Consider the following 19,657-nt stretch of genomic DNA (forward strand, 5'->3'; position numbering starts at 1 on the left):
GTTTGGTGCATCATGCTCAGCGTCCCTGGGCAGACGACTACAGAGAATGAAAAACTTTTTGCATTTACATCAACAGCAATTACAGCTTCATATACATCACAAAGTCGAAGCATTGCCTATATAGCAAAATATTCGATACTGAGTACAGGTACAGCTAATACCGGTGCATCATTTTTCGCAGGTTACCGTACACCTGGCATTCACTAAATAGAGCTTTTCCTGTGGTTTGTGCTTATTATTATTGAGGTTAAATTTTGTAATATTCCTCACAGGGTAAATGGAAATTAAATAGAGGGAATTATGACTCGTGGATTTGTGAGGTACCCAATTTGAGCAATCGTGGAGAAATCCTGGATTCATCCCGATTTGGTTCAGAAAACGGGATTAGGCATGGGCTTCTTTATTCAGGAGTGCTTGGCTGGCTTGATATGGGTCACGCTCGCGGAGATGATGTTCGTAAACTTATGGCACAGTTCTCCACTGGTGAAGCTGGCAGCGATTCTTATTACCGGGTGCGTTATGAACAAACTATGGGGATCAGCCGGTTTGCTACTGGTCGCTTTAATGTCTGGGAGATAAAAAAAGGGAGAACTCTCACAGAAAGGCAGAGTATTGCATTGGTGATGATGATGAGTACTGCTGTCGCTTTTGAAAATTGGCAGTCAATGCCCTGGTTCAGTTGGTATACTGATAGCGGTTTCAGTGGCGAGGATCTTGTATCGGACTTATTTGGTTTCTATAAAGTTAATTATCCCCGCGTATATTGGGGAGAACTTAAGATTGCCAGCAAAGAATCAGCCCTACGCCGATGGGACCATTATGGACCGATTAGTCGTTATAAGAACACGGGTTTTTTACCCTTGTTATTTCCTGATCCTATAGAAAAATTCACCTGCCCACGCCCTTATAAAGGTCAGCTTCCGCGATTTATGAAACAGGTTATGCCATATAAATTTACTCCGAATGATGACATAGTGCGACGGTCTAATGATAAAGCCGGAATCATTAACGCATTTCAGTAAACAGAGAGTGAAAATGTTAAAAAGGATCGCTGCAATCGGCGCTGTCATTATCATTATTTTCCTGCTGATTGATTTTAGTATGCAGAAGGTGGCTGAACGGGATGAAGGTTACACTCAGTCAAATCTATGGGCATATTATCTATACACTGACAGGGATATCAGGAGGGCCCCACGTGCATCTGAATCATATCATTTTACGTTTACCGCGCAGGATGGTAGTCAACCGCAGGAAAGTAGTATTGTTTACAGCACGGATGCTCCTTTAGTTGAGGTTAAAAATTATCTGGCGTCCTTAGGTTACAGGGCGGTGGAGCATAATGGATGGTCTGAAAAATGGGAAAAGGAAGGTAATGTTACGCCTTACTTCTATATATCTCATGACAGCAAATCACATTCGCTAACGCTAAGTAAGGTAGATTTTCGCTGACAATCTTCAGTGACCCAATCTCCAGCACTAATCAAGCGACTCTTCCCCCCAAAACCAGATACGCGACGTGTGGTTTAAGCAATCTGCCTGAACGGTCAGCTTCGACTTTTTATCAAAAACCCCGCTTCGGCGGGGTTTTTGCTTTGTGACGCGCGGTGGTTTGAAGGTCAGCGGTGAGATCGCGCCTGCAAAGGAAACAGGGTCAGATCGGAAAGTCGCAAAATCCGTCATCCCTGACATGCTCGGCCCGCGCCATCCCTGGCGCGGGACGCTTTCCTCTTCTGACCCTGTTCCCTTCGCGTTTAGATTGTCATTGCGGTCAGATTGTATCTGCTCCCTGCGCGATATGCAGGCAGCTTAACCGCGGCCGTGCGGCTCGTCCCAGTCAAACGCCGGGCCCAGTGAAATGACGCCGTTCGGGTTGATGGTCTTATGGCTGCAATAGTAGTGATGACGAATATGCGGCAGATTAACCGTCTCTGCGATACCAGGCATCTGATAGATATCACGCAGGAAACCACTCAGGTTTCTGTAGTCACTAATGCGATGGCGATCGCATTTAAAGTGGGTCACATAGACCGGATCAAATCGCACCAGCGTGGTCCATAACCGCAGATCCGCTTCGGTCAGTTGATCGCCGGTGAGATAGCGATGCTGGCCTAAAATCTGCTCCAGCCGCGACAGCGAATGGAACAGCGCAGTGACTGCCTCGTCGTAAGCGGACTGAGAAGTGGCAAAGCCTGCTTTGTAAACGCCGTTGTTCACGGTGTCGTAGATCCAGCTATTCAGTTCATCAATCTTTTCGTGCAGTGCAACAGGATAATAATCCCCGGCACGGGCACCGACAGCATCAAACGCACTGTTGAACATGCGGATGATATCGGCAGACTCATTGCTGACGATGGTGTTCTGCTGCTTGTCCCACAATACCGGCACGGTTACGCGGCCACTGTATTGCGGATCGGCGTGCAGATAGAGCTGATAGAGGAACTCATTCTGGTAGAGCTTATCGCCGGTCGCATCCTGAAAACTATCATCGAACGTCCAGCCATTCTCCAGCATCAGCGGATGCACTACGGAGACATCGATCATGCTATCAAGGCCCTTCAGCTGACGCATCAGCAGCGTGCGGTGCGCCCAGGGGCAGGCCAGCGAGACATAAAGATGATAGCGGTCGCGTTCGGCGACAAATCCCGCTTTACCCACCGGGCCAGCACTGCCATCCGCGGTAACCCAGTTGCGGAAAGCCGACTCTGAACGCTTGAAGCGTCCGCCGGTAGATTTGGTGTCGTACCAGGTGTCATGCCAGACACCGTCAATTAACTGTCCCATAATGGCTCCAATGCAAACAGGGCGGGGAAATGTCCCCGCCCTGCTAAGTATATGTGGCATTACGCTTTATGTGAGATTAGCGCGCAATCGCTGGCTGTGTTTTTCTTTTGCTGATCAGGCGATCAATGCTGTATGCACCAGGACCCACCAGACCTAACACCAGGAAACCACCGGCGATAGAGAGGTTCTTCATGAACATCAGCTGGTTCACGCCTTCGGCAAAGTTACTGTGGAACAGAAACGCGGTCAGGATGGTGAAGCCTGCAGTAAACAGGGCAGTGAAACGGGTCAGGAAACCAAACAGGATAGCCAGACCGCCGCCAAACTCCAGCAGGATAACCAGCGGCAGCATAAAGCCCGGGACGCCCATTGCTTCCATATATTGCTGAGTACCTGCATAACCGGTGATTTTGCCCCAGCCAGCCGTAATGAACAGGATTGGCATCAGGATGCGAGCCAGTAACAAACCAACGTCTTCGAATTTTTTCATCATTTACTCCAGCGCTATCAGGGATGCAGGGCAAGCTGCCCGCAAGGTTTATGCCCGCTGAAAGCAGTATTGCGTTCATTGGGTTGATAGCTGGAGATGATAGTCGCGGAGTGGAAAGGTTGTAAGCGAGATATACTGTCAGTGTTTTTCAGAAATTCTGATGAAGAAAAGCCGGCCTTTTCAGGACCGGCTTTTAGCAAAATTAACGCGGTGGCAGAGCGGACTTGATCATGCGCCAGGTACTCCAGGCGCCGAATCCCCGTTTTACCCAGCGTAACAGCATGTTGGGACTGCGAACGGAGTAGATAGCCAGCGCACTGCTGCCAATGGCCAGGTAGCGGCGTAAGCTGAGGAAGGTGAACCAGCCGCGATCGTAATGGGCGGTGCCTTCCAGCCAGTCACGCCGCGCAGCGCTTAAATCCAGCCGCTGCTGCTGCACATGCTTAAGCAGTTCATGGATGCGTTCTTCACGCTCGCGGCGGCTCATCAGCGCTGGTCCTCAAGTAAATCCCGGTCTGTTTCCAGCTCCTTGCGCGTGTGGCGCAACAGCGTGGACTGACGTGATTTGTGAAGCGTCCAGAGCCCCAGAATAACCGCCAGCAGTAGCAGCGTGCCGGTCGTGATGCCAATGGCCATCAGACGGTACTGCGCATCCACTGCCCAGATAATCAGAACCATCAGGCTCATCAGACCAAATGCAGTGAACAGCATTGTCAGGCCAACCATCAACAGCAGCTGAATCAGGTTAGCTTTCTCGTGCTCCAGTTCCACCACTGCCAGACGAACGCGTGTCTCGACCATGCCAACCAGCGTGGTAACAATGCGCTGGCCGATGTTAATGACCCCTTTAGCCGGGCCGTGGTTATGCTGTGAGTCAGCCATAATTATCGACGCGAAATGAGCATGCCCAGTGCGACGCCAATCGCTGCACCGATACCCACACCATGCCATGGATTTTCACGCACGTAGCCTTCGGCTTTTTGCGCCGCTTCGCGGGTGGTCGCAGCAATGCGCTCGCTTGATTCGCCCAGACGTTCACGTGAGCTATCCAGCGCCACACGCGCTTTATTGCGAAGTTTATCCAGCTCGCCTTTGGATTTTTCAGTGCTGCTGCTCAGCACCTCTTCCAGGGTATCGGCCAGGTTTTTCAGTTCAGCACGCAAATGTTCCGATGATGTGTCTTTAGACATAAAATACTCCTTTAACATCAGTTGGTTAGTTCCGATTAATAGGGCTCCGCCTGTAACTTTTTCAGCTCCCGGCGCGCTTCATCCAGTTTTTGTTGTCGCTTAGCAATCTTCTCCTTGTCATGGCCCTCTTCACGCTCTTCCCTGAGTGCGTGCTCACGCTCAGCAACTTTCTGCTTCTGAGCGTTAATTCTTTCCAGATGGGCGGCCTCGAGCTTTTTGTCGCTGCAATCGGCCCGGACTTCTGTCAGCGCGCGCTCCAGACCGTTAACCCGGCGCTGGTTGTTATGCTTCTGCGCCATCCCGATTTCACGCTGAATATCCTGCTCTTTCTGCTCACACAGCGATTCTGCCGCCAGCAGCGAACCCGACAGCGAAAACAGCGCGACTCCCAGTAATACTTGATATTTCATTGGTCCTGGACCCTTCCATTGCGACCTGATCCATCATCACCCGCGTAATCATATGGCTGCGGGTGCTAAGAATCGACTCTCGCTTAAGCATAGACACCCATAGTAAAAAGTTCAAAGAAGACCGGGAGATAGAGCGCCTTTCAGACCGCCGAGCGATGGCGCGACGGTCTGAAAAGGAGAGGGGAGTCGGGAGATTACGCCAGTGAGAGGTGCTGAGAGTGATCGTGCTGCGCCACAATAAAGCCCTGTGGCAGCAGACGGCGTAACACCTTCTGGGCCGCCAGGCTCTGCTCTTCGCTATCAAAATGGATGATCAGTGCATCACCCGCAGGCGTAATGCTTTTGATACGAATACCCTGCGCACTTAATTGCTGGTAGAGATAAAAACCATCGGGCAGGGTGGCGCCAGCATGGGAAACCCGAATCTGCACCACCGTCTCGTGCTTCATCAGACCGGGGACCACACAAAGCGCGACCAGCGCAAAGACGCCAGCGATCAACCACGGTAACCACCGTTTAGGAATAGCCTGCAGCAGTTTCATTACTCGGCTTTCCCGTTCTGATTCGCCTGACGTTTACGCCATATCACCACCAGCGATCCCACCAGACCAAACACCAGCAGCGCCAGCGGCAGCATCATCAGGAAGAACATCATCTCATCTTCATAACGACGGAAAATCGGGGTTTTACCCAGCGCGAAGCCGATAACGGTCAGAATCACCACCCACAGGAACGCACTTACCCAGTTGAAGAACTGAAAGCGGGCATTACTGAGGCCTGACAATCCGGCGATGGTAGGCAGCAGAGTACGCACAAACGCGATAAAGCGACCAATCAGCAGGGCAGATAAGCCGTGACGATGGAACATGCTGTGCGCGCGCAGATGATACTGGGCAGGAAGATGGGAGAGCCATTTCTGTACCGTGGGCGTGTTACCCAGCCAGCGGCCCTGTAAGTAGCTCACCCAGCAGCCAAGACTGGCACCGGTCGTTAACACCAGAATCGTCAGGGGGAAGCTCATGGTGCCTTTGGCAATCAGTACGCCGACCAGAATCAGCAGACTGTCACCCGGCAGAAATGCAGCGGGAAGAAGGCCATTTTCTAAAAACAAAATCATAAACAGCACGCCGTAAATGGCCCATACCAGCGTGGGATCGGAGAGGGTTTCGTAGTCCTGCTGCCAGAGGGCATGCAGCAACGATTGCAAAATATCCATCAATTCATTCCTGAACATCATTGTTAAACATGTCCCACAGGGACTTAAACGCAGACCGGCATTTCGTTATAAATTTTAGGAGCGCAGCCTGGGCGGGATTTTCCGGATCCTTCCAGAATTGATTGTTAAATCAGCGACTTTATAACCCCCAGTCGCAAAGGGTAATAAAAGGGCGATAACTGTAACAAAAATCGCCTGTCTGAGACAGGAAAACTCTCTTGCGAACAGGAGTTTTACCTTGTGAAACGGCGTGTAAAAAGGAGCTTTACATGACCTGACACTATTGCAGATTAACTGACCGTCTCAGGGCATTTTCAGGCACTTTTAGCGGGCGTTATTGGACCCATCAGGCAGGATGACCGGATTCTCACCAAACATGTATCGATCCACGTTAAATTCAAAATCATCCGCCGTCGCGTTAAACAGCATCTGTTTAGTATTTTCCAGATGTTGCCACATCGCCAGTTTGCTGGCGGCGGGATCTTTGCGCATCAGAGCTTTAAGAATCTGATCGTGGTCGTCGCACCAGCTGAGAATGCTGCGCTGGTCGATGTGTTCGTGAAGTTTGAGCCAGTAGGGATTGTGCAGGCGATGCAGCCACATTTTTTCAACGATGGCGGCTAAGGCACTGTTCTGGGTGGATTGCGCGATACGTACATGAAACTGCATATCCCACTCGGAGTCGCGGAAGTGATCCTCCTGGCGGGCTTTTTCCTGAATCGCCATCAGGTCGATAATGTCCTGACGCGTTACCTGCGTCGCAGCGAACTCGGCAACATTACTCTCAATCAGCTGACGAGCCTGAAGCAGTTCGAAGGGGCCAAACGTGGCGAACTCCAGCTGACTGCTGGTGGAAGCGATGCGGTTCTGCTGCTGGCTGGCAATGACGTGGATGCCCGAGCCTTTGCGGACCTCAACATAGCCTTCAACTTCCAGCATGATGATCGCTTCACGTACGACGGTGCGGCTCACTTCCATCTCTTCGGCAATCAGGCGCTCAGCAGGCAGTTTGTCACCCACCGGATAGATCCCGGTTTCAATGCGGCTTTTCAGCTCGCTGGCCAGCTGTTGATAAAGTCGACGGGATTCAGTGAAGTCCATAGCACAATCCTGGTAGCAGACAGATAAGTTGTTATACCACTTCAGGAGGTGCGAGGAAATGGGCTGGCTTGCGCCAGCCCGGCAGATTAACTGCGAACGGCGCTGGCCTGCGGAATAACGGCTTCGGCATTCAGCTCTGAAATGGGTTTATTTTTCAGAACCGTCCAGATAACGACGGCGCCCAGCAGATCAAACACCGCCAGCGCGGCAAACAGCGGGCTGAAGCCCAGCGTATCGGCCAGTGCACCGACCACCAGCGCAAACATGGTGCTGGCGGTCCAGGCTGCCATGCCGGTCAGGCCGTTAGCCGTGGCAACTTCATTGCGGCCGAAAACGTCTGAGGAGAGGGTGATCAGCGCGCCAGAGAGGGCCTGATGCGCAAACCCGCCGATGCACAGCAGACCAATGGCGACGTAGGGGCTGGTGAACAGGCCGATGGTGCCCGGCGCAATCATTAATACCGCACCCATCGTCACGACCATCTTGCGGGAGACGATCAGGTTAACGCCGAACCAGCGCTGAAACAGCGGCGGCAGATAGCCACCGAGTATGCAGCCGAAGTCCGCGAACAGCATCGGCATCCAGGCGAACATCGCAATCTCTTTCAGATTGAAGCCGTAAACCTTAAACATAAACAGCGGAATCCAGGCGTTGAACGTTCCCCAGGCCGGTTCTGCCAGAAAACGCGGCAGGGCAATACCCCAGAACTGGCGGTTACGGATAATCTCCAGTGCTGACATTTTGCGGGTGTTGCCGGTCTGATGCTGCGCTTCCTGGCCGGAGATAATATAGTCGCGCTCTTCATCGCTCAGCTTCTTCTGCTGTTTCGGGTGTTTGTAAAACACCAGCCAGCTGAGTGCCCAGGCCATGCTCAGCACACCGGTCATGATAAATGCCATCTGCCAGCTGTGCGCCACGATCGCCCAGACCACCAGCGGCGGAGCCAGCATCGCACCGATAGACGAACCCACGTTAAAGTAGCCCACGGCGACCGAACGCTCTTTAGCCGGGAACCATTCGCTGCTCGCTTTCAGTCCGGCCGGGATCATCGCCGCTTCAGCCGCACCGACTGCGCCACGTGCCAGCGCCAGTCCGCCCCAGCTGCCCGCCATCGCCGTAGCGGCACAGAAAATCGCCCACATAATAGCAAACACCGCGTAGCCGACTTTGGTGCCGAGCAGATCCAGTACATAACCTGCCACCGGTTGCATCAGCGTGTAGCAGGCTGAATAGGCCGCAATTATGTAGGAGTACTGCTGCGTGGTGATATGCAGCTCTGACATTAATGTCGGGGCCGCCACGGCAATGGTGTTACGGGTCAGATACCCCAACACCGTACCGAGCGTCACCAGTCCAATCATGTACCAGCGTAACCCTTTGATCTTACGCATCCTCTACCTCTTCCAGTTCTGTATGCGGTCTTGCCGCTGTTGTTATCTGGAGCGGGACAGCACGTGATGCAGCTCTGCTCACGCCCGCAGGTTCTGTATGAGCAACCCTGTTATGACCTTGCCATTTGTGAGTCGCTAACGACCTCACGATGGGGCGAGAGCCTAACTTGTTATACAACTTTAAAAGTTGAGAGCCATCACAAAAACCCTTTCTGCACTGTGGGATACTGGAAACCTGCGTAATGACAGCCATTTAGCGCGATACGGGCGACAAAAACGTCCATAACGGCAGCCAGCTACCGCCGTTTATGTGAGCAGGATCGCAAATAAATCCGTAACGGACTAAAATTGGTATGATAACTTTGGGCCATCAGTGGTTCAGTCGATGAGGAAGCATGTATGTCACGTTTCATGACCGAAGATTTTTTGCTGGATACCGAATTCGCCCGTCGTCTCTATCACGACTATGCAAAGGATCAGCCGATTTTCGACTATCACTGCCACTTGCCGCCGCAGCAGATTGCCGAAAATTATCGCTTCGCCAACCTTTATGACATCTGGCTGAAGGGCGATCACTATAAGTGGCGGGCCATGCGCGCCAACGGTGTGGCTGAGGCGTTCTGTACCGGTAACGCCAGCGATCGTGAAAAATTTGACGCCTGGGCGCGCACCGTACCGCACACCATCGGCAACCCGCTCTATCACTGGACCCACCTGGAGTTACGCCGGCCTTTCGGTATTACCGATACGCTGCTTTCTGAGAAAACGGCTGACAGCATCTGGCATCGCTGCAATGAACTGCTGGCGCAGGATAGCTTTACCACGCGCGGCATCATGCAGCAGATGAAGGTGAAGATGGTGGGCACCACTGACGATCCGCTGGATGACCTGCGCCATCACCGCGCGCTGGCAGACGATGCCAGTTTCAGCGTTAAAGTGCTGCCGAGCTGGCGTCCGGACAAAGCGTTTAATATCGAAGCGGAAACCTTCCTGCCGTGGATCGAGACGCTGGAGCAGCTGACGGATATCAGCGTGCAGCGTTTTGACGATCTGCGCAGCGCACTGCATCAGCGGCTGGATCACTTCGCGGCGCACGGCTGTAAAGTCTCCGATCACGCGCTGGATGTGGTCTGCTACGCCGAGGCGGATGACGCCACGCTGGATGCGATTCTGGCGCGTCGTCGCAGCGGTGCCGCGCCCAACCCGCAGGAAACGGCACAGTTTAAAACGGCGGTGCTGGTCTGGCTGGGCAGCGAATATGCCCGCCGTGGCTGGGTGCAGCAGTATCACATTGGCGCACTGCGCAACACCAATCCGCGCCAGTACCAGCTGCTGGGGCCTGATGTCGGCTTCGATTCGATCAACGACCAGCCGCTGGCCGAACCGCTGGCACGCCTGCTGGGCGCGCAGAATCTCAATAATGCGCTGCCTAAAACCATTCTCTACTGCCTGAACCCGCGCGACAACGAAGTGCTGGCCACCATGGCGGGCAACTTCCAGGGCGAAGGTCAGGCGGGCAAAATGCAGTTCGGTTCAGCCTGGTGGTTCAACGATCAGCTGGATGGTATGCAGCGTCAGATGACGCAGCTGGCGCAGATTGGTCTGCTGAGCCGTTTCGTCGGCATGCTGACCGATAGCCGCAGCTTCCTCTCCTACACCCGCCACGAATATTTCCGCCGGCTACTGTGCCAGATGATAGGCCGCTGGGTGGAGCAGGGTGAAGCGCCAGCCGATGAAGCGCTGTTAGGTCAGATGGTACAGAACATCTGCTTCAACAATGCCCGCGATTACTTCGGCATCGAGCTGGGAGCCTGATAATGAAAAGGCTAAACCGTCACGACTTTCCGGGCGCAGTCTATCGCGACCGGGTGATCCAGTTCGGCGAAGGCAACTTCCTGCGCGCCTTTATTGACTGGCAGATCGACTGGCTCAATGAACATCAGGGCACCGATGCCGGGATCGTGGTGGTGCGGCCGCGCAACCGTGAAGTCAGCGACAGCCTGAATCAGCAGGATGGACTCTATACCACACTGATCCGCGGGCTGAACGATCAGGGCGAGCAGGTCAGCGAAACCCGGCTGATCCGCAGCCTCAACCGTGAAATCCAGCCCTGGCAGCAGTTCGGCGAATTTATGGCGCTGGCCCGTAATCCTGATCTGCGCATGGTCTTCTCCAATACCACCGAAGCGGGCATCGCCTTTGTCGGCACGGATCAGCTCACCGATCAGCCCGCCAGCAGTTTCCCCGGCAAACTGACGCAGCTGCTGTGGGCGCGCTATTCCTTCTTCAACGGCGCCAGCGACCGGGGCTGGCTGGTGGTGCCGTGCGAGCTGATTGACCATAACGGCGACACGCTGCGCGATCTGGTGCTGCGCTACGCCGATCAGTGGCATCTGCCCTCCGAATTTAAAACCTGGGTTCATCAGCACTGCGCGTTCTATAACACCCTGGTCGACCGCATCGTCACCGGCTTCCCGGCGGAAAGCGAGCAGCTACAACGCGAGCTGGGTTATGAAGATCGCTATCTGGTGGCGGGCGAAGTCTACTATCAGTTTGTGATTCAGGGGCCGTCGGCGCTGTTTAATGAACTGAAGCTGGCGGCGCTGTCGCCGCAGGTTCGGCATGTGGATGACATTGCGCCCTATAAAGCGCAAAAAGTGGCCATTCTCAATGGCGCGCACACTGCAATGGTACCGGTCGCGTTTCTGGCCGGTATTGAGAGTGTGGGAGAGGCGATGGCCGATCCGGCTATCGCCGGATTTGTGGATAACCTGCTGCGTCACGAAGTGATCCCGACGCTGGATCTGCCTGCCGATGAACTGCACGCGTTTGCCGATGCGGTACAGCGTCGTTTCCGCAATCCGTTTATTCGCCACGCGCTGCTGTCGATTGCCCTTAATGGCATGACCAAATTCCGCACCCGTCTGCTGACCCCACTCCTTGCCGCGCATCAGCAAACCGGCGAGTGGCCGACACACATCACCTTTGCGCTGGCCGCGCTGATCGCTTTTTATCGCGGCGAGTCAGCCGGCAAAAGCTGGCCATTGCAGGACGAGCCGCAGTGGTTACAGCGCTACGCCGACGCCTGGAAAGCACTTGATGCGGATCAGCTGTCACCGCAACAGCTGGTGAACGGCGTACTCAGCGACGCGCAACACTGGGGTGAAGATTTAACCCGTCAGCCCGGACTGGCTGCGGCTGTCACCCAACACCTGCAAAATATCATCGCCCACGGAATGCGTGAGGCGCTGAGCCAACTGAGATAACGCTATGCAAGACGCAATTAAAATTGATCCCCGCGACAATGTCGCCGTGGCGTTACGTGATTTAGACGCGGGCGCCATGATAGAGCTGCCGCCACTGAGTGTGGCGGTGCAACAGGCGGTCGGACGCGGGCATAAATTTGCCCTGCAGCCTATCGCGCAGGATGAGCTGGTGATCAAATATGGGCTGCCGATTGCCCATGCCACGCAGCCTGTGGCCGCCGGTGAGTTAATCCATTCGCAGAACGCCCGCACCAATCTCAGCGATCTGGATCAATATGCGTATCAGCCCGAGTTTGTGACGCTGCCGCCGCAGCCGGGTGACCGTGAGGTGCAGATCTACCGTCGTGCTAACGGCGAGGTCGGCATCCGCAATGAGCTGTGGATCCTGCCGACCGTCGGCTGCGTCAACGGCATTGCGCGTCAGATCCTGCAGCGTTTCCTGAAAGAGACGCAGGAGGCAGAAGATATCGATGGCGCGTTCCTGTTCAGCCATACCTTCGGTTGTTCGCAGCTGGGGCAGGATCACGAAAACACCCGCACCATGCTGCAGAACATGGTGCGCCATCCTAATGCTGGCGCGGTGCTGGTGATTGGTCTCGGCTGCGAAAACAATCAGGTTGATGCCTTCCGTGACACCCTCGGCGCGTTTGAAAGCGACCGGGTCGAGTTTATGGTGTGCCAGCAGCATGACGATGAGGTGGAAGCCGGGCTGGAGCGACTGCACGCATTGTATGAAAAAATGCGTCATGACCAGCGCGAGCCGGGCAAACTCAGCGAGCTGAAGTTTGGTCTGGAGTGCGGCGGTTCGGATGGTTTGTCTGGCATCACCGCCAATCCGTTGCTGGGACGTTTCTCGGACCAGATGATCGCCAATGGCGGCACGACCGTTCTGACCGAAGTGCCGGAAATGTTTGGCGCAGAGCGGATTCTGATGAGTCGCTGTCGCGACGAGGAGACCTTCAGCAAAACGGTAGCGATGATCAACGATTTCAAACAGTATTTTATCGATCACCAGCAGCCGATCTACGAAAACCCGTCGCCAGGCAACAAAGCGGGCGGTATCACCACGCTGGAGGAGAAGTCGCTGGGCTGTACTCAGAAAGCGGGGCAGAGCCAGGTGGTCGATGTGCTGAAGTATGGCGAACGGTTAAAAACGCCGGGGCTGAATCTGCTGAGTGCGCCGGGTAATGATGCGGTCGCCACCAGTGCGCTGGCAGGCGCCGGTTGCCACATGGTGTTGTTCAGTACCGGACGCGGCACACCTTATGGCGGTTTTGTGCCGACGGTGAAGCTGGCCACCAATACGCCGCTGGCGGAGAAGAAACCGCACTGGATCGACTTTAATGCCGGACGGTTGATCGAGGGAATGAGTATGGATGCGATGCTGGAAGACTTTGTCGACAGCATTGTGGCGATTGCCAGCGGTCAGCCGACCAACAACGAGAAGAACGATTTCCGCGAGCTGGCGATTTTCAAAAGCGGTGTGACGCTATAGTTTGTCAGGCAAACAATGGCGATCCTGATGTTGTTATTACCGTCGGTTAATCCTGTGCCCTTCGTGGGTGGCAGAGTCCGATCGCAAAGTCGCTTAAAGCATCCCTGCTCGCTCGTCCCGCGCCTTCCCTGCTCGCTCGTCCCGCGCCTTCCCTGGCGCGGGACGCTTTGCTTTTCGGACTCTGCCACCCACTCTTTGAGCTTTTGAGCTATCTGAAAGGTTAAGCCCGGCTGGTTTCGCGCTCCGCTTCTGCCTGACAGACGGCGGCGGTAAACAGAATATCGGTTGAGGAGTTCAGTGCGGTTTCCGCCGAATCCTGCAGGACGCCGATAATAAAGCCGACCGCCACCACCTGCATTGCCAGATCATTCGGAATGCCGAACATGTTACAGGCCACCGGGATCAGCAGCAGCGAACCGCCCGCCACGCCAGATGCACCACAGGCACAGAGTGATGCCACCAGACTCAGCAGAATCGCCGTCGGCACATCAATGCTGATCCCCAGCGTATGCACCGCCGCCAGCGTCAGCACGGTAATGGTAATCGACGCCCCCGCCATACTGATGGTTGCGCCCAGTGGAATCGACACCGAATAGGTATCCTCATCCAGATCCAGACGTTTCGCCAGCGCCATATTCACCGGAATGTTGGCGGCAGAACTGCGGGTAAAGAAGGCGGTCACGCCGCTTTCACGCAGGCAGGTGAAGACCAGTGGATAGGGGTTGCGACGGATTTTATAGAACACCAGCAGCGGGTTCACCACCAGCGCCATCAGCAGCATACAGCCGATCAGTAGCGCCAGCAGATGCGCATATTGCCACAGCGCGCCAAAGCCGGTAGACGCGAGGATCGAGGCCACCAGACCGAAAATACCAATCGGCGCGCAGCGAATCACGCAGCGTACCAGCCACGTCACCGCATGAGAGGCATCATTGAGAAAGGCGCGGGTAGTGTCACTGCTGTGACGGAACGCCAGCCCGAGACCAATTGCCCACACCAGAATGCCGATGTAGTTGGCGTTCATCAGGGCCGTGATTGGATTCGACACCATGCTCATCAGCAGTCCGCGTAGCACTTCGGTAATGCCGGATGGTGGTGTGATTTCCGTGGTGCCCACCGCCAGCGTCAGCGTCTGCGGGATCAGATGGCTGAAGACCACCGCGACCACCGCCGCGAAAAAGGTGCTCAGCAGATAAAGCATAATAATCGGCCGGATATTGCTCTTCTGGCCCTGCTGGTGGTTGGCAATCGAGGCGATCACCAGCATCAGTACCAGCAATGGCGCGACTGCTTTCAGCGCACTGACAAACAGTTCACCCAGCAGACCGACCGCGATAGCGGCATCGTGTGAAATCCAGGCGAGCGCCACACCGGCGATCAGCCCAATCATGATTTGCTTCACCAGGCTTCCGGCGAGCAGCGTGCCCAGACGTGCGGAGAGAGTTTTCTGCATAATATTTTCTATATTTTGTCGCGGATGTAGTTTCAGACGCGATGTTTTGCATCGGCTAAAACGGTTTGCCCGGCGGAGTATAAGGAAAAGATCGGACGAGAAAAGAGAAAGTTCTGTCACTGTGGAGCAGGTCAGATTTTTATTATGCTGGATAGTGGAAGTGTGACAGAGGGATGAAATGGCGTGACAGGCTGCCACAAAATAAAACAGGGGCATCGGCTGCCCCTGCAGGTAATTATGGTGCGAGCTTTTTCTGGTCTCTTTTGCGGTTAACCCAGGCATTAATCAGCAGGGTTGATGCCAGAATGGCACCGACCACACCCAGCGAGATACCGACCGGGATATGGTAGAGGTCGACAATCAGCATCTTAAAGCCGATGAACACCAGCACAATCGCCAGGCCATACTTCAGCATCGAGAACCGTTCCGCCACGTTTGCCAGCAGGAAGTACATGGCACGCAAACCCAGGATAGCGAACAGGTTTGAGGTCAGTACGATAAACGGGTCAGTGGTCACGGCGAAGATCGCCGGGATACTGTCGACCGCAAAGATCACGTCGCTGATTTCTACCATGATCAGCACCAGCAGCAGTGGCGTCGCAAACAGCACGCCGTTTTTGCGGGTGAAGAACTTCTCGCCGTCGAGATCGTCAGTCATGCGCAGATGCTTACGCAGCCAGCGCACCACAGGTTTTTCGCCCACCGCGCTGTCATCCTCTTTCGCCAGCGCCATTTTCACACCGGTGAACAGCAGGAAGGCACCGAACACATAGAGGATCCAGCTGAACTGCGTGACCAGCCAGCTACCGGCGAAGATCATGATGGTACGCAGCACGATAGCGCCTAATACCCCATAGATCAGCACCCGGCGCTGCAGATTGGCCGGAATAGAGAAGTAACTGAACAGCATCAGCCAGACGAAGACGTTATCCACCGCCAGCGCTTTTTCCAGCACGTAACCGGTCAGGAAGGCGAGCGTCTGCGTGTTAGCGACTTCACGTCCCGCGCTGCCCTCCAGATACCACCAGAAGGCGGCGCTGAACAGCAGTGAGACTGAAACCCAGATCAGCGACCAGACGGCCGCCTGTTTGAAAGACATGGTCTGCGCGCCACGGCGTCCCTGCAACAGCAGGTCGATAGCCAGCATGATAAGCACCACAACCGCAAAGCTGCCCCACAGTAAAGGCGTACCCACAGTTTGCATATTCGTATCCTGTCCGAAAAATAAAAAAAAACGGCTGAAGTCAGAAGACGTCAGCCGCTTATTTTTGTGTAAGCAAACCTCGCCTTCCGGCAAGGTCTCACTTACAACACAGAAATTGATTCCGGGTTGCCTGATGACCGGATGCTTTCGCATCGTAATGACGATCAATCAGCTTACAAGTTACTCCCCTTTGCAGGAGGGTAAGTTACGGTTTAGCCGCACAGGAAGCAACACCTCTCAGACATATTTAGAAATATTTACATAGCAGCCTGGTCGGCCGGGAAGATCACGCCGGTCTGGCGGCGTATCTCAGTCAGCAGCGATGCAGTAATCCGCGAAACCTCAAGCGAAGGGTGGTCCACCTGGCGCTGCTCAACCAGCCGGGCAAAAGCGGCGGCTTCATACAGCATGGTGTTGATATGCTGCGGCTGGCTCAGCGTCTGCTTTTCCGCGCCCCGCGGCACAAAAGTCAGCTGCTGGCACTCCGATAACTTCTCTATCACCAGCGCGCCCGCTTCACCCTGAATCTCGCTGGGGAGGCTGGAATCACTCACCTTCGAATGCAGAATCGTCACATCGAAATCACCGTAACTCAGCACCACCACGCCGTGCGCGTCCACGCCGCTCGCAAGCAAAGTCGCCCTGGCCTGCACGCGATCTGGCTCGCCCCACAGCGTCACCGCCGAGGCCAGACAGTAATAACCGATATCCATAATTGAGCCATTCGACCAGCGCGGATCAAAGGTATTGGGGTTCTCACCGTTGAGATAGCGTGGGTAACGTGAGGAGTACTGGCAGTAATTCAGCAGCGCTTTTCGCAGTTTACCCACGTCAGGCAGTGCCTGCTGCAGCCGCAGGAAATTAGGCAGGCTGGCAGTTTTAAACGCCTCAAACAGCACCACCTGATGCTCACGGGCGCAGGCGATCATCTGTTCCACTTCTGCCAGATTAGAGGCCAGCGGTTTTTCGCAAATCACATGCTTGCCGTGCGACATAAACAGCAGCGCCTGCTGACAGTGCAGTGCGTTGGGGCTGGCCAGATAGACCGCATCGATCTCCGGACTGGCGGCCAGCGCTTCCAGTGAGGTAAAGGTCTGTTTGCAGGGATAATCGGCGATAAAGGCCTCAGCCTGCTGCTGACTGCGTGAATAGACCGCACAGAGTTTCATCGCTCCGGTTTCATGAGCGGCATCAATAAACTGGCGTGTAATCCAGTTTGTTCCCACAATGGCAAAACGAATCACGTCATCTCTCCGGCAGCTGTAAAGCGGCAGAGTAACATCTCACCCACGCTGTGCAATGGTGCCGGGCGGGCAGGGATTGATCCTGCGATCCGCATTCCAATAATATGCGGAAGCGATGATGTTTATGTACCAACCAGGGAGCGCAGGTGAAAGCAAGTAAGCACGCATTAAACTGGACCACACTTCTGATCGCCATTCCGGTCGGGTGTGCGGCGTCGCTGGTGACGCTGGCTTTCCGCGGCGTGATTGAACTGATCAACCATCTGCTGTTTGCCCGCAGTGGCGAAATAACCGAATCCCTGCATCTCTGGCCGTGGATCTTCTGGCCGCTGCTGGTGGGGGCGGGCGGCGTTCTGGCGGGCTATTTTCTGCGTTATGCCGTTGCCATTGAGCAGCAGCAGACGGTGAAAACGGATTACCTTGAAGTGATCAACGCCCGGCTCGATGCGGTGCCGACCCGGACCTCACTGTTCCGTGCCTTATCGTCGATTGCCAGTATCGGCAGCGGCGCGTCGATAGGTAAAGAGGGGCCGATGGTGCAGCTCTCGGCACTGTGCGGCAGTGCGATTGGTCGCCTGTTACCGGCCTCACTTAACCTGAAAAACAGTGACGTGGTGGCGATGGCGGCGGCGGCGGGCCTCGCGTCGGTTTACCATGCGCCGCTGGCGTCGGCGATTTTTGTGGCGGAAATCGCCTTCGGCATTTCTGCGTTGCAGCGGCTGATCCCCCTGATCATCGCTGCCGCCACGGCGGTGATGACCATGTGGACGCTGGGTTTTCGCAGCGCGCTCTATCCGCTGGCAGACGCGAACTTCGCCATGGATCTCAGCAGCCTGCTGATGACGGTGGTGATTGGTCTGTGCGCCGGTCTGGCGGGCTGGATCGTGATTAAATGCATCGCCCGCAGCAAAGTGCTGTTCAGCCGGGTCGCCTCCCTGCCGCTGCGCCTCGGAGCGGGCGGCTTTGCGGTCGGCTTACTGGCGCTGATCTCCACTGATATCCTCGGCAACGGCTACGAGGTGATCGTCAAAGTGATGGCAGGGCACTACCTGCTGCCGGGTCTGCTGCTGTTGCTGGTGCTGAAAACCCTCGCTACCAGCCTGTCGGTAGGGTCGAACGCCGTCGGCGGACTCTTTACCCCTTCGCTGCTGATTGGCGCGCTGCTGGGGGTGATCATCGCGACGGTGGGGGCGGCGCTGCATCTGCCGCTCGGCAATGTGCTGCTCTATGCCGCGATTGGTATGGCGGCGGTGCTGGCGGCGGTCAGTCAGGCGCCGTTGATGGCGATGCTGATGGTGCTGGAGATGACACTCAACAGCAGCCTGCTGTTTCCGCTGATGATCGCCACGGTGCTGGCGTCGATGGTGGTCTATCGCCTGCAATCCGCCAGTACTTATCCGGTCGTGAGTCATCACTTCAGCCGTTCAGAAGCGAAATATGATTTCGATAACATGCGCATTGCCGAGCTGATTATTGCGGGTGCGGCGTTGCAGCCGGAGGAGTCGGTGGGGCAGGCGCTGGCGGTCAGCTCCCTGAAGCGCGAACGCTATGTTTATGTGATCAACGCCGCGGGCGCTTTCCTCGGTGTGGTCTCGATTCATGAAATTTCGCGCCGGGTGCTGGCCCAGGAGATCACCCTCGACTCACCGGTGCAGTGCGTGATGGATCAGGATTTCCCGGTGGTTTATCAGAATCAGAGTATGCGTGAGGGATGGGAAGCCTTTGCGGCGGTGACGCTGGAGCGGTTGCCGGTGCTCAACAATCCGCAGGAACGGCGCTTTCTGGGCGCGCTGACCAAAACCAGCCTGATTCAGAAAGCGCAGGAGTTTCTTTAAGCCGCGTTGCCGCGCATCGCCTGGTCCGTCATCCACAGTCGCGCATCAAATTCGAGCTGGTGATAATCCGGCTCCATATGGCAGCAGAGCTGGTAGAACGCCTTATCGTGATCTTTCTCTTTAAGGTGTGCCAGCTCATGCACCACGATCATCCGCAGAAACGGCTCTGGCGCGAGGCGGAAAAAGGTCGAGATACGGATTTCTGCTTTCGCCTTAAGCTTACCGCCCTGAATCCGCGAGATGGCTGTGTGCAGCCCGAGTGCATGCTTCATCACCTTAATCTTGTTATCCCACATCACTTTGCTGATCGGCGGCGCATTGCGCATATAGCGATTTTTCAGCGCCTGCGTGTAGTCATACAGCGCTTTATCACTCATCACGTCATGAGTGTCAGGATAACGTTCCTGCAGGAACGCACCTAAGCGCTGATGGGCGATCAGCGACTGAACCTGCTCAAGAAGGGGGGCAGGATAACCCTGAAGGTAGATCAGTGAGGACATTAGGGATTCCAGGCGAAAGACAGTATACTGCGCCCCCGATTTTGGGGCGAAAATCAACCAAAGTGTACCACGCCGGAGAAT

At 55.2% G+C, this 19,657-nt stretch carries 20 protein-coding genes; 6 read left to right on the forward strand and 14 right to left on the reverse strand.

The features are described 5' to 3' along the window. Positions 1-329: 329 nt before the first annotated feature. Together NR201_RS12615 and NR201_RS12620 are read left to right on the forward strand one after the other, a co-directional pair. Positions 330-1,022 (forward strand): hypothetical protein, encoded by a 693-nt coding sequence (locus tag NR201_RS12615; RefSeq protein ID WP_010699784.1) that lies wholly within the window; start codon positions 330-332, stop codon positions 1,020-1,022. Positions 1,023-1,035: 13 nt separating this feature from the next. Further along, complete coding sequence (locus NR201_RS12620) at positions 1,036-1,449, forward strand: hypothetical protein (protein ID WP_232526493.1); 414 nt, start codon at positions 1,036-1,038, stop codon at positions 1,447-1,449. A gap of 357 nt (positions 1,450-1,806) precedes the next feature. Here the strand turns inward: NR201_RS12620 and NR201_RS12625 are convergent, their stop codons facing one another. From NR201_RS12625 to NR201_RS12670, 10 genes are all read right to left on the reverse strand, one after another. Beyond that, on the reverse strand, positions 1,807-2,781 hold the full coding sequence (locus tag NR201_RS12625) for a glutathione S-transferase family protein (RefSeq protein ID WP_010256519.1): 975 nt from the start codon (positions 2,779-2,781) through the stop codon (positions 1,807-1,809). Positions 2,782-2,857: 76 nt separating this feature from the next. Next, positions 2,858-3,271, reverse strand: coding sequence for a DoxX family protein (locus tag NR201_RS12630; RefSeq protein WP_010256522.1), 414 nt, complete (start codon positions 3,269-3,271; stop codon positions 2,858-2,860). A 202-nt stretch (positions 3,272-3,473) separates the two neighbouring features. Then, a complete protein-coding gene (locus NR201_RS12635) occupies positions 3,474-3,758 on the reverse strand; it encodes a YqjK-like family protein (RefSeq protein ID WP_010256526.1) in 285 nt (94 codons plus the stop codon). After that, entirely contained in the window at positions 3,758-4,153 is a 396-nt protein-coding gene (locus tag NR201_RS12640) for a phage holin family protein (protein ID WP_010256529.1), read from the reverse strand. The genes NR201_RS12635 and NR201_RS12640 overlap by 1 nt, the downstream gene beginning before the upstream one ends. Before the next feature lie 2 nt (positions 4,154-4,155). Beyond that, on the reverse strand, positions 4,156-4,461 hold the full coding sequence (locus tag NR201_RS12645; RefSeq protein WP_010256532.1) for a YqjD family protein: 306 nt from the start codon (positions 4,459-4,461) through the stop codon (positions 4,156-4,158). Between the two features lie 35 nt (positions 4,462-4,496). Next, the gene (locus NR201_RS12650) at positions 4,497-4,871 is read right to left on the reverse strand and encodes a DUF1090 domain-containing protein (RefSeq protein ID WP_010256536.1); all 375 of its coding nucleotides are present in this window, start codon (positions 4,869-4,871) and stop codon (positions 4,497-4,499) included. 194 nt (positions 4,872-5,065) lie between these two features. Beyond that, positions 5,066-5,413 carry an EnvZ/OmpR regulon moderator MzrA gene (gene mzrA, locus NR201_RS12655; protein WP_010256540.1) on the reverse strand — a complete coding sequence of 116 codons (348 nt, stop codon included), beginning with the start codon at positions 5,411-5,413 and terminating at the stop codon, positions 5,066-5,068. After that, positions 5,413-6,087, reverse strand: coding sequence for a DedA family protein (locus tag NR201_RS12660; RefSeq protein ID WP_010699781.1), 675 nt, complete (start codon positions 6,085-6,087; stop codon positions 5,413-5,415). The genes mzrA and NR201_RS12660 overlap by 1 nt, the downstream gene beginning before the upstream one ends. 324 nt (positions 6,088-6,411) lie before the next feature. Beyond that, the gene (exuR, locus tag NR201_RS12665; RefSeq protein WP_022623920.1) at positions 6,412-7,188 is read right to left on the reverse strand and encodes a transcriptional regulator ExuR; all 777 of its coding nucleotides are present in this window, start codon (positions 7,186-7,188) and stop codon (positions 6,412-6,414) included. Between the two features lie 86 nt (positions 7,189-7,274). Continuing rightward, positions 7,275-8,579, reverse strand: coding sequence for an MFS transporter (locus NR201_RS12670; RefSeq protein ID WP_010699779.1), 1,305 nt, complete (start codon positions 8,577-8,579; stop codon positions 7,275-7,277). Positions 8,580-8,978: 399 nt separating this feature from the next. On the opposite strand from NR201_RS12670, the gene uxaC reads away from it, so the two are divergent. The 3 genes from uxaC to NR201_RS12685 are packed head-to-tail and all read left to right on the forward strand — an operon-like array spanning position 8,979 to position 13,340. After that, the gene (gene uxaC / locus NR201_RS12675) at positions 8,979-10,394 is read left to right on the forward strand and encodes a glucuronate isomerase (protein ID WP_010256553.1); all 1,416 of its coding nucleotides are present in this window, start codon (positions 8,979-8,981) and stop codon (positions 10,392-10,394) included. Positions 10,395-10,396: 2 nt separating this feature from the next. After that, a complete protein-coding gene (locus tag NR201_RS12680; RefSeq protein WP_122889569.1) occupies positions 10,397-11,845 on the forward strand; it encodes a tagaturonate reductase in 1,449 nt (482 codons plus the stop codon). A gap of 4 nt (positions 11,846-11,849) precedes the next feature. Continuing rightward, positions 11,850-13,340, forward strand: coding sequence for a UxaA family hydrolase (locus NR201_RS12685; protein WP_010256556.1), 1,491 nt, complete (start codon positions 11,850-11,852; stop codon positions 13,338-13,340). 220 nt (positions 13,341-13,560) lie between these two features. On the opposite strand, the gene sstT is transcribed toward NR201_RS12685, so the two are convergent. The 3 genes from sstT to NR201_RS12700 all read right to left on the reverse strand — a co-directional run bounded on the left by sstT (position 13,561) and on the right by NR201_RS12700 (position 17,241). Continuing rightward, positions 13,561-14,793: a serine/threonine transporter SstT gene (gene sstT, locus NR201_RS12690; protein WP_010256557.1), complete on the reverse strand. Its 1,233-nt coding sequence runs from the start codon at positions 14,791-14,793 to the stop codon at positions 13,561-13,563. 235 nt (positions 14,794-15,028) lie between these two features. Continuing rightward, entirely contained in the window at positions 15,029-15,997 is a 969-nt protein-coding gene (locus NR201_RS12695; RefSeq protein ID WP_010699777.1) for a TerC family protein, read from the reverse strand. 257 nt (positions 15,998-16,254) lie between these two features. After that, complete coding sequence (locus tag NR201_RS12700) at positions 16,255-17,241, reverse strand: Gfo/Idh/MocA family protein (protein ID WP_089414889.1); 987 nt, start codon at positions 17,239-17,241, stop codon at positions 16,255-16,257. Between the two features lie 146 nt (positions 17,242-17,387). Here NR201_RS12700 and NR201_RS12705 point away from each other — a divergent pair, with 146 nt between their 5' ends. After that, complete coding sequence (locus tag NR201_RS12705; RefSeq protein ID WP_022623916.1) at positions 17,388-19,076, forward strand: chloride channel protein; 1,689 nt, start codon at positions 17,388-17,390, stop codon at positions 19,074-19,076. Here NR201_RS12705 and NR201_RS12710 read toward each other — a convergent pair. After that, the gene (locus NR201_RS12710) at positions 19,073-19,576 is read right to left on the reverse strand and encodes a M48 family metallopeptidase (protein WP_010256568.1); all 504 of its coding nucleotides are present in this window, start codon (positions 19,574-19,576) and stop codon (positions 19,073-19,075) included. The genes NR201_RS12705 and NR201_RS12710 overlap by 4 nt on opposite strands. Positions 19,577-19,657: the final 81 nt, after the last annotated feature.

Source organism: Pantoea sp. Fr-CA_6 (genome assembly GCF_024520895.1).
Classification (GTDB): domain Bacteria; phylum Pseudomonadota; class Gammaproteobacteria; order Enterobacterales; family Enterobacteriaceae; genus Pantoea; species Pantoea agglomerans.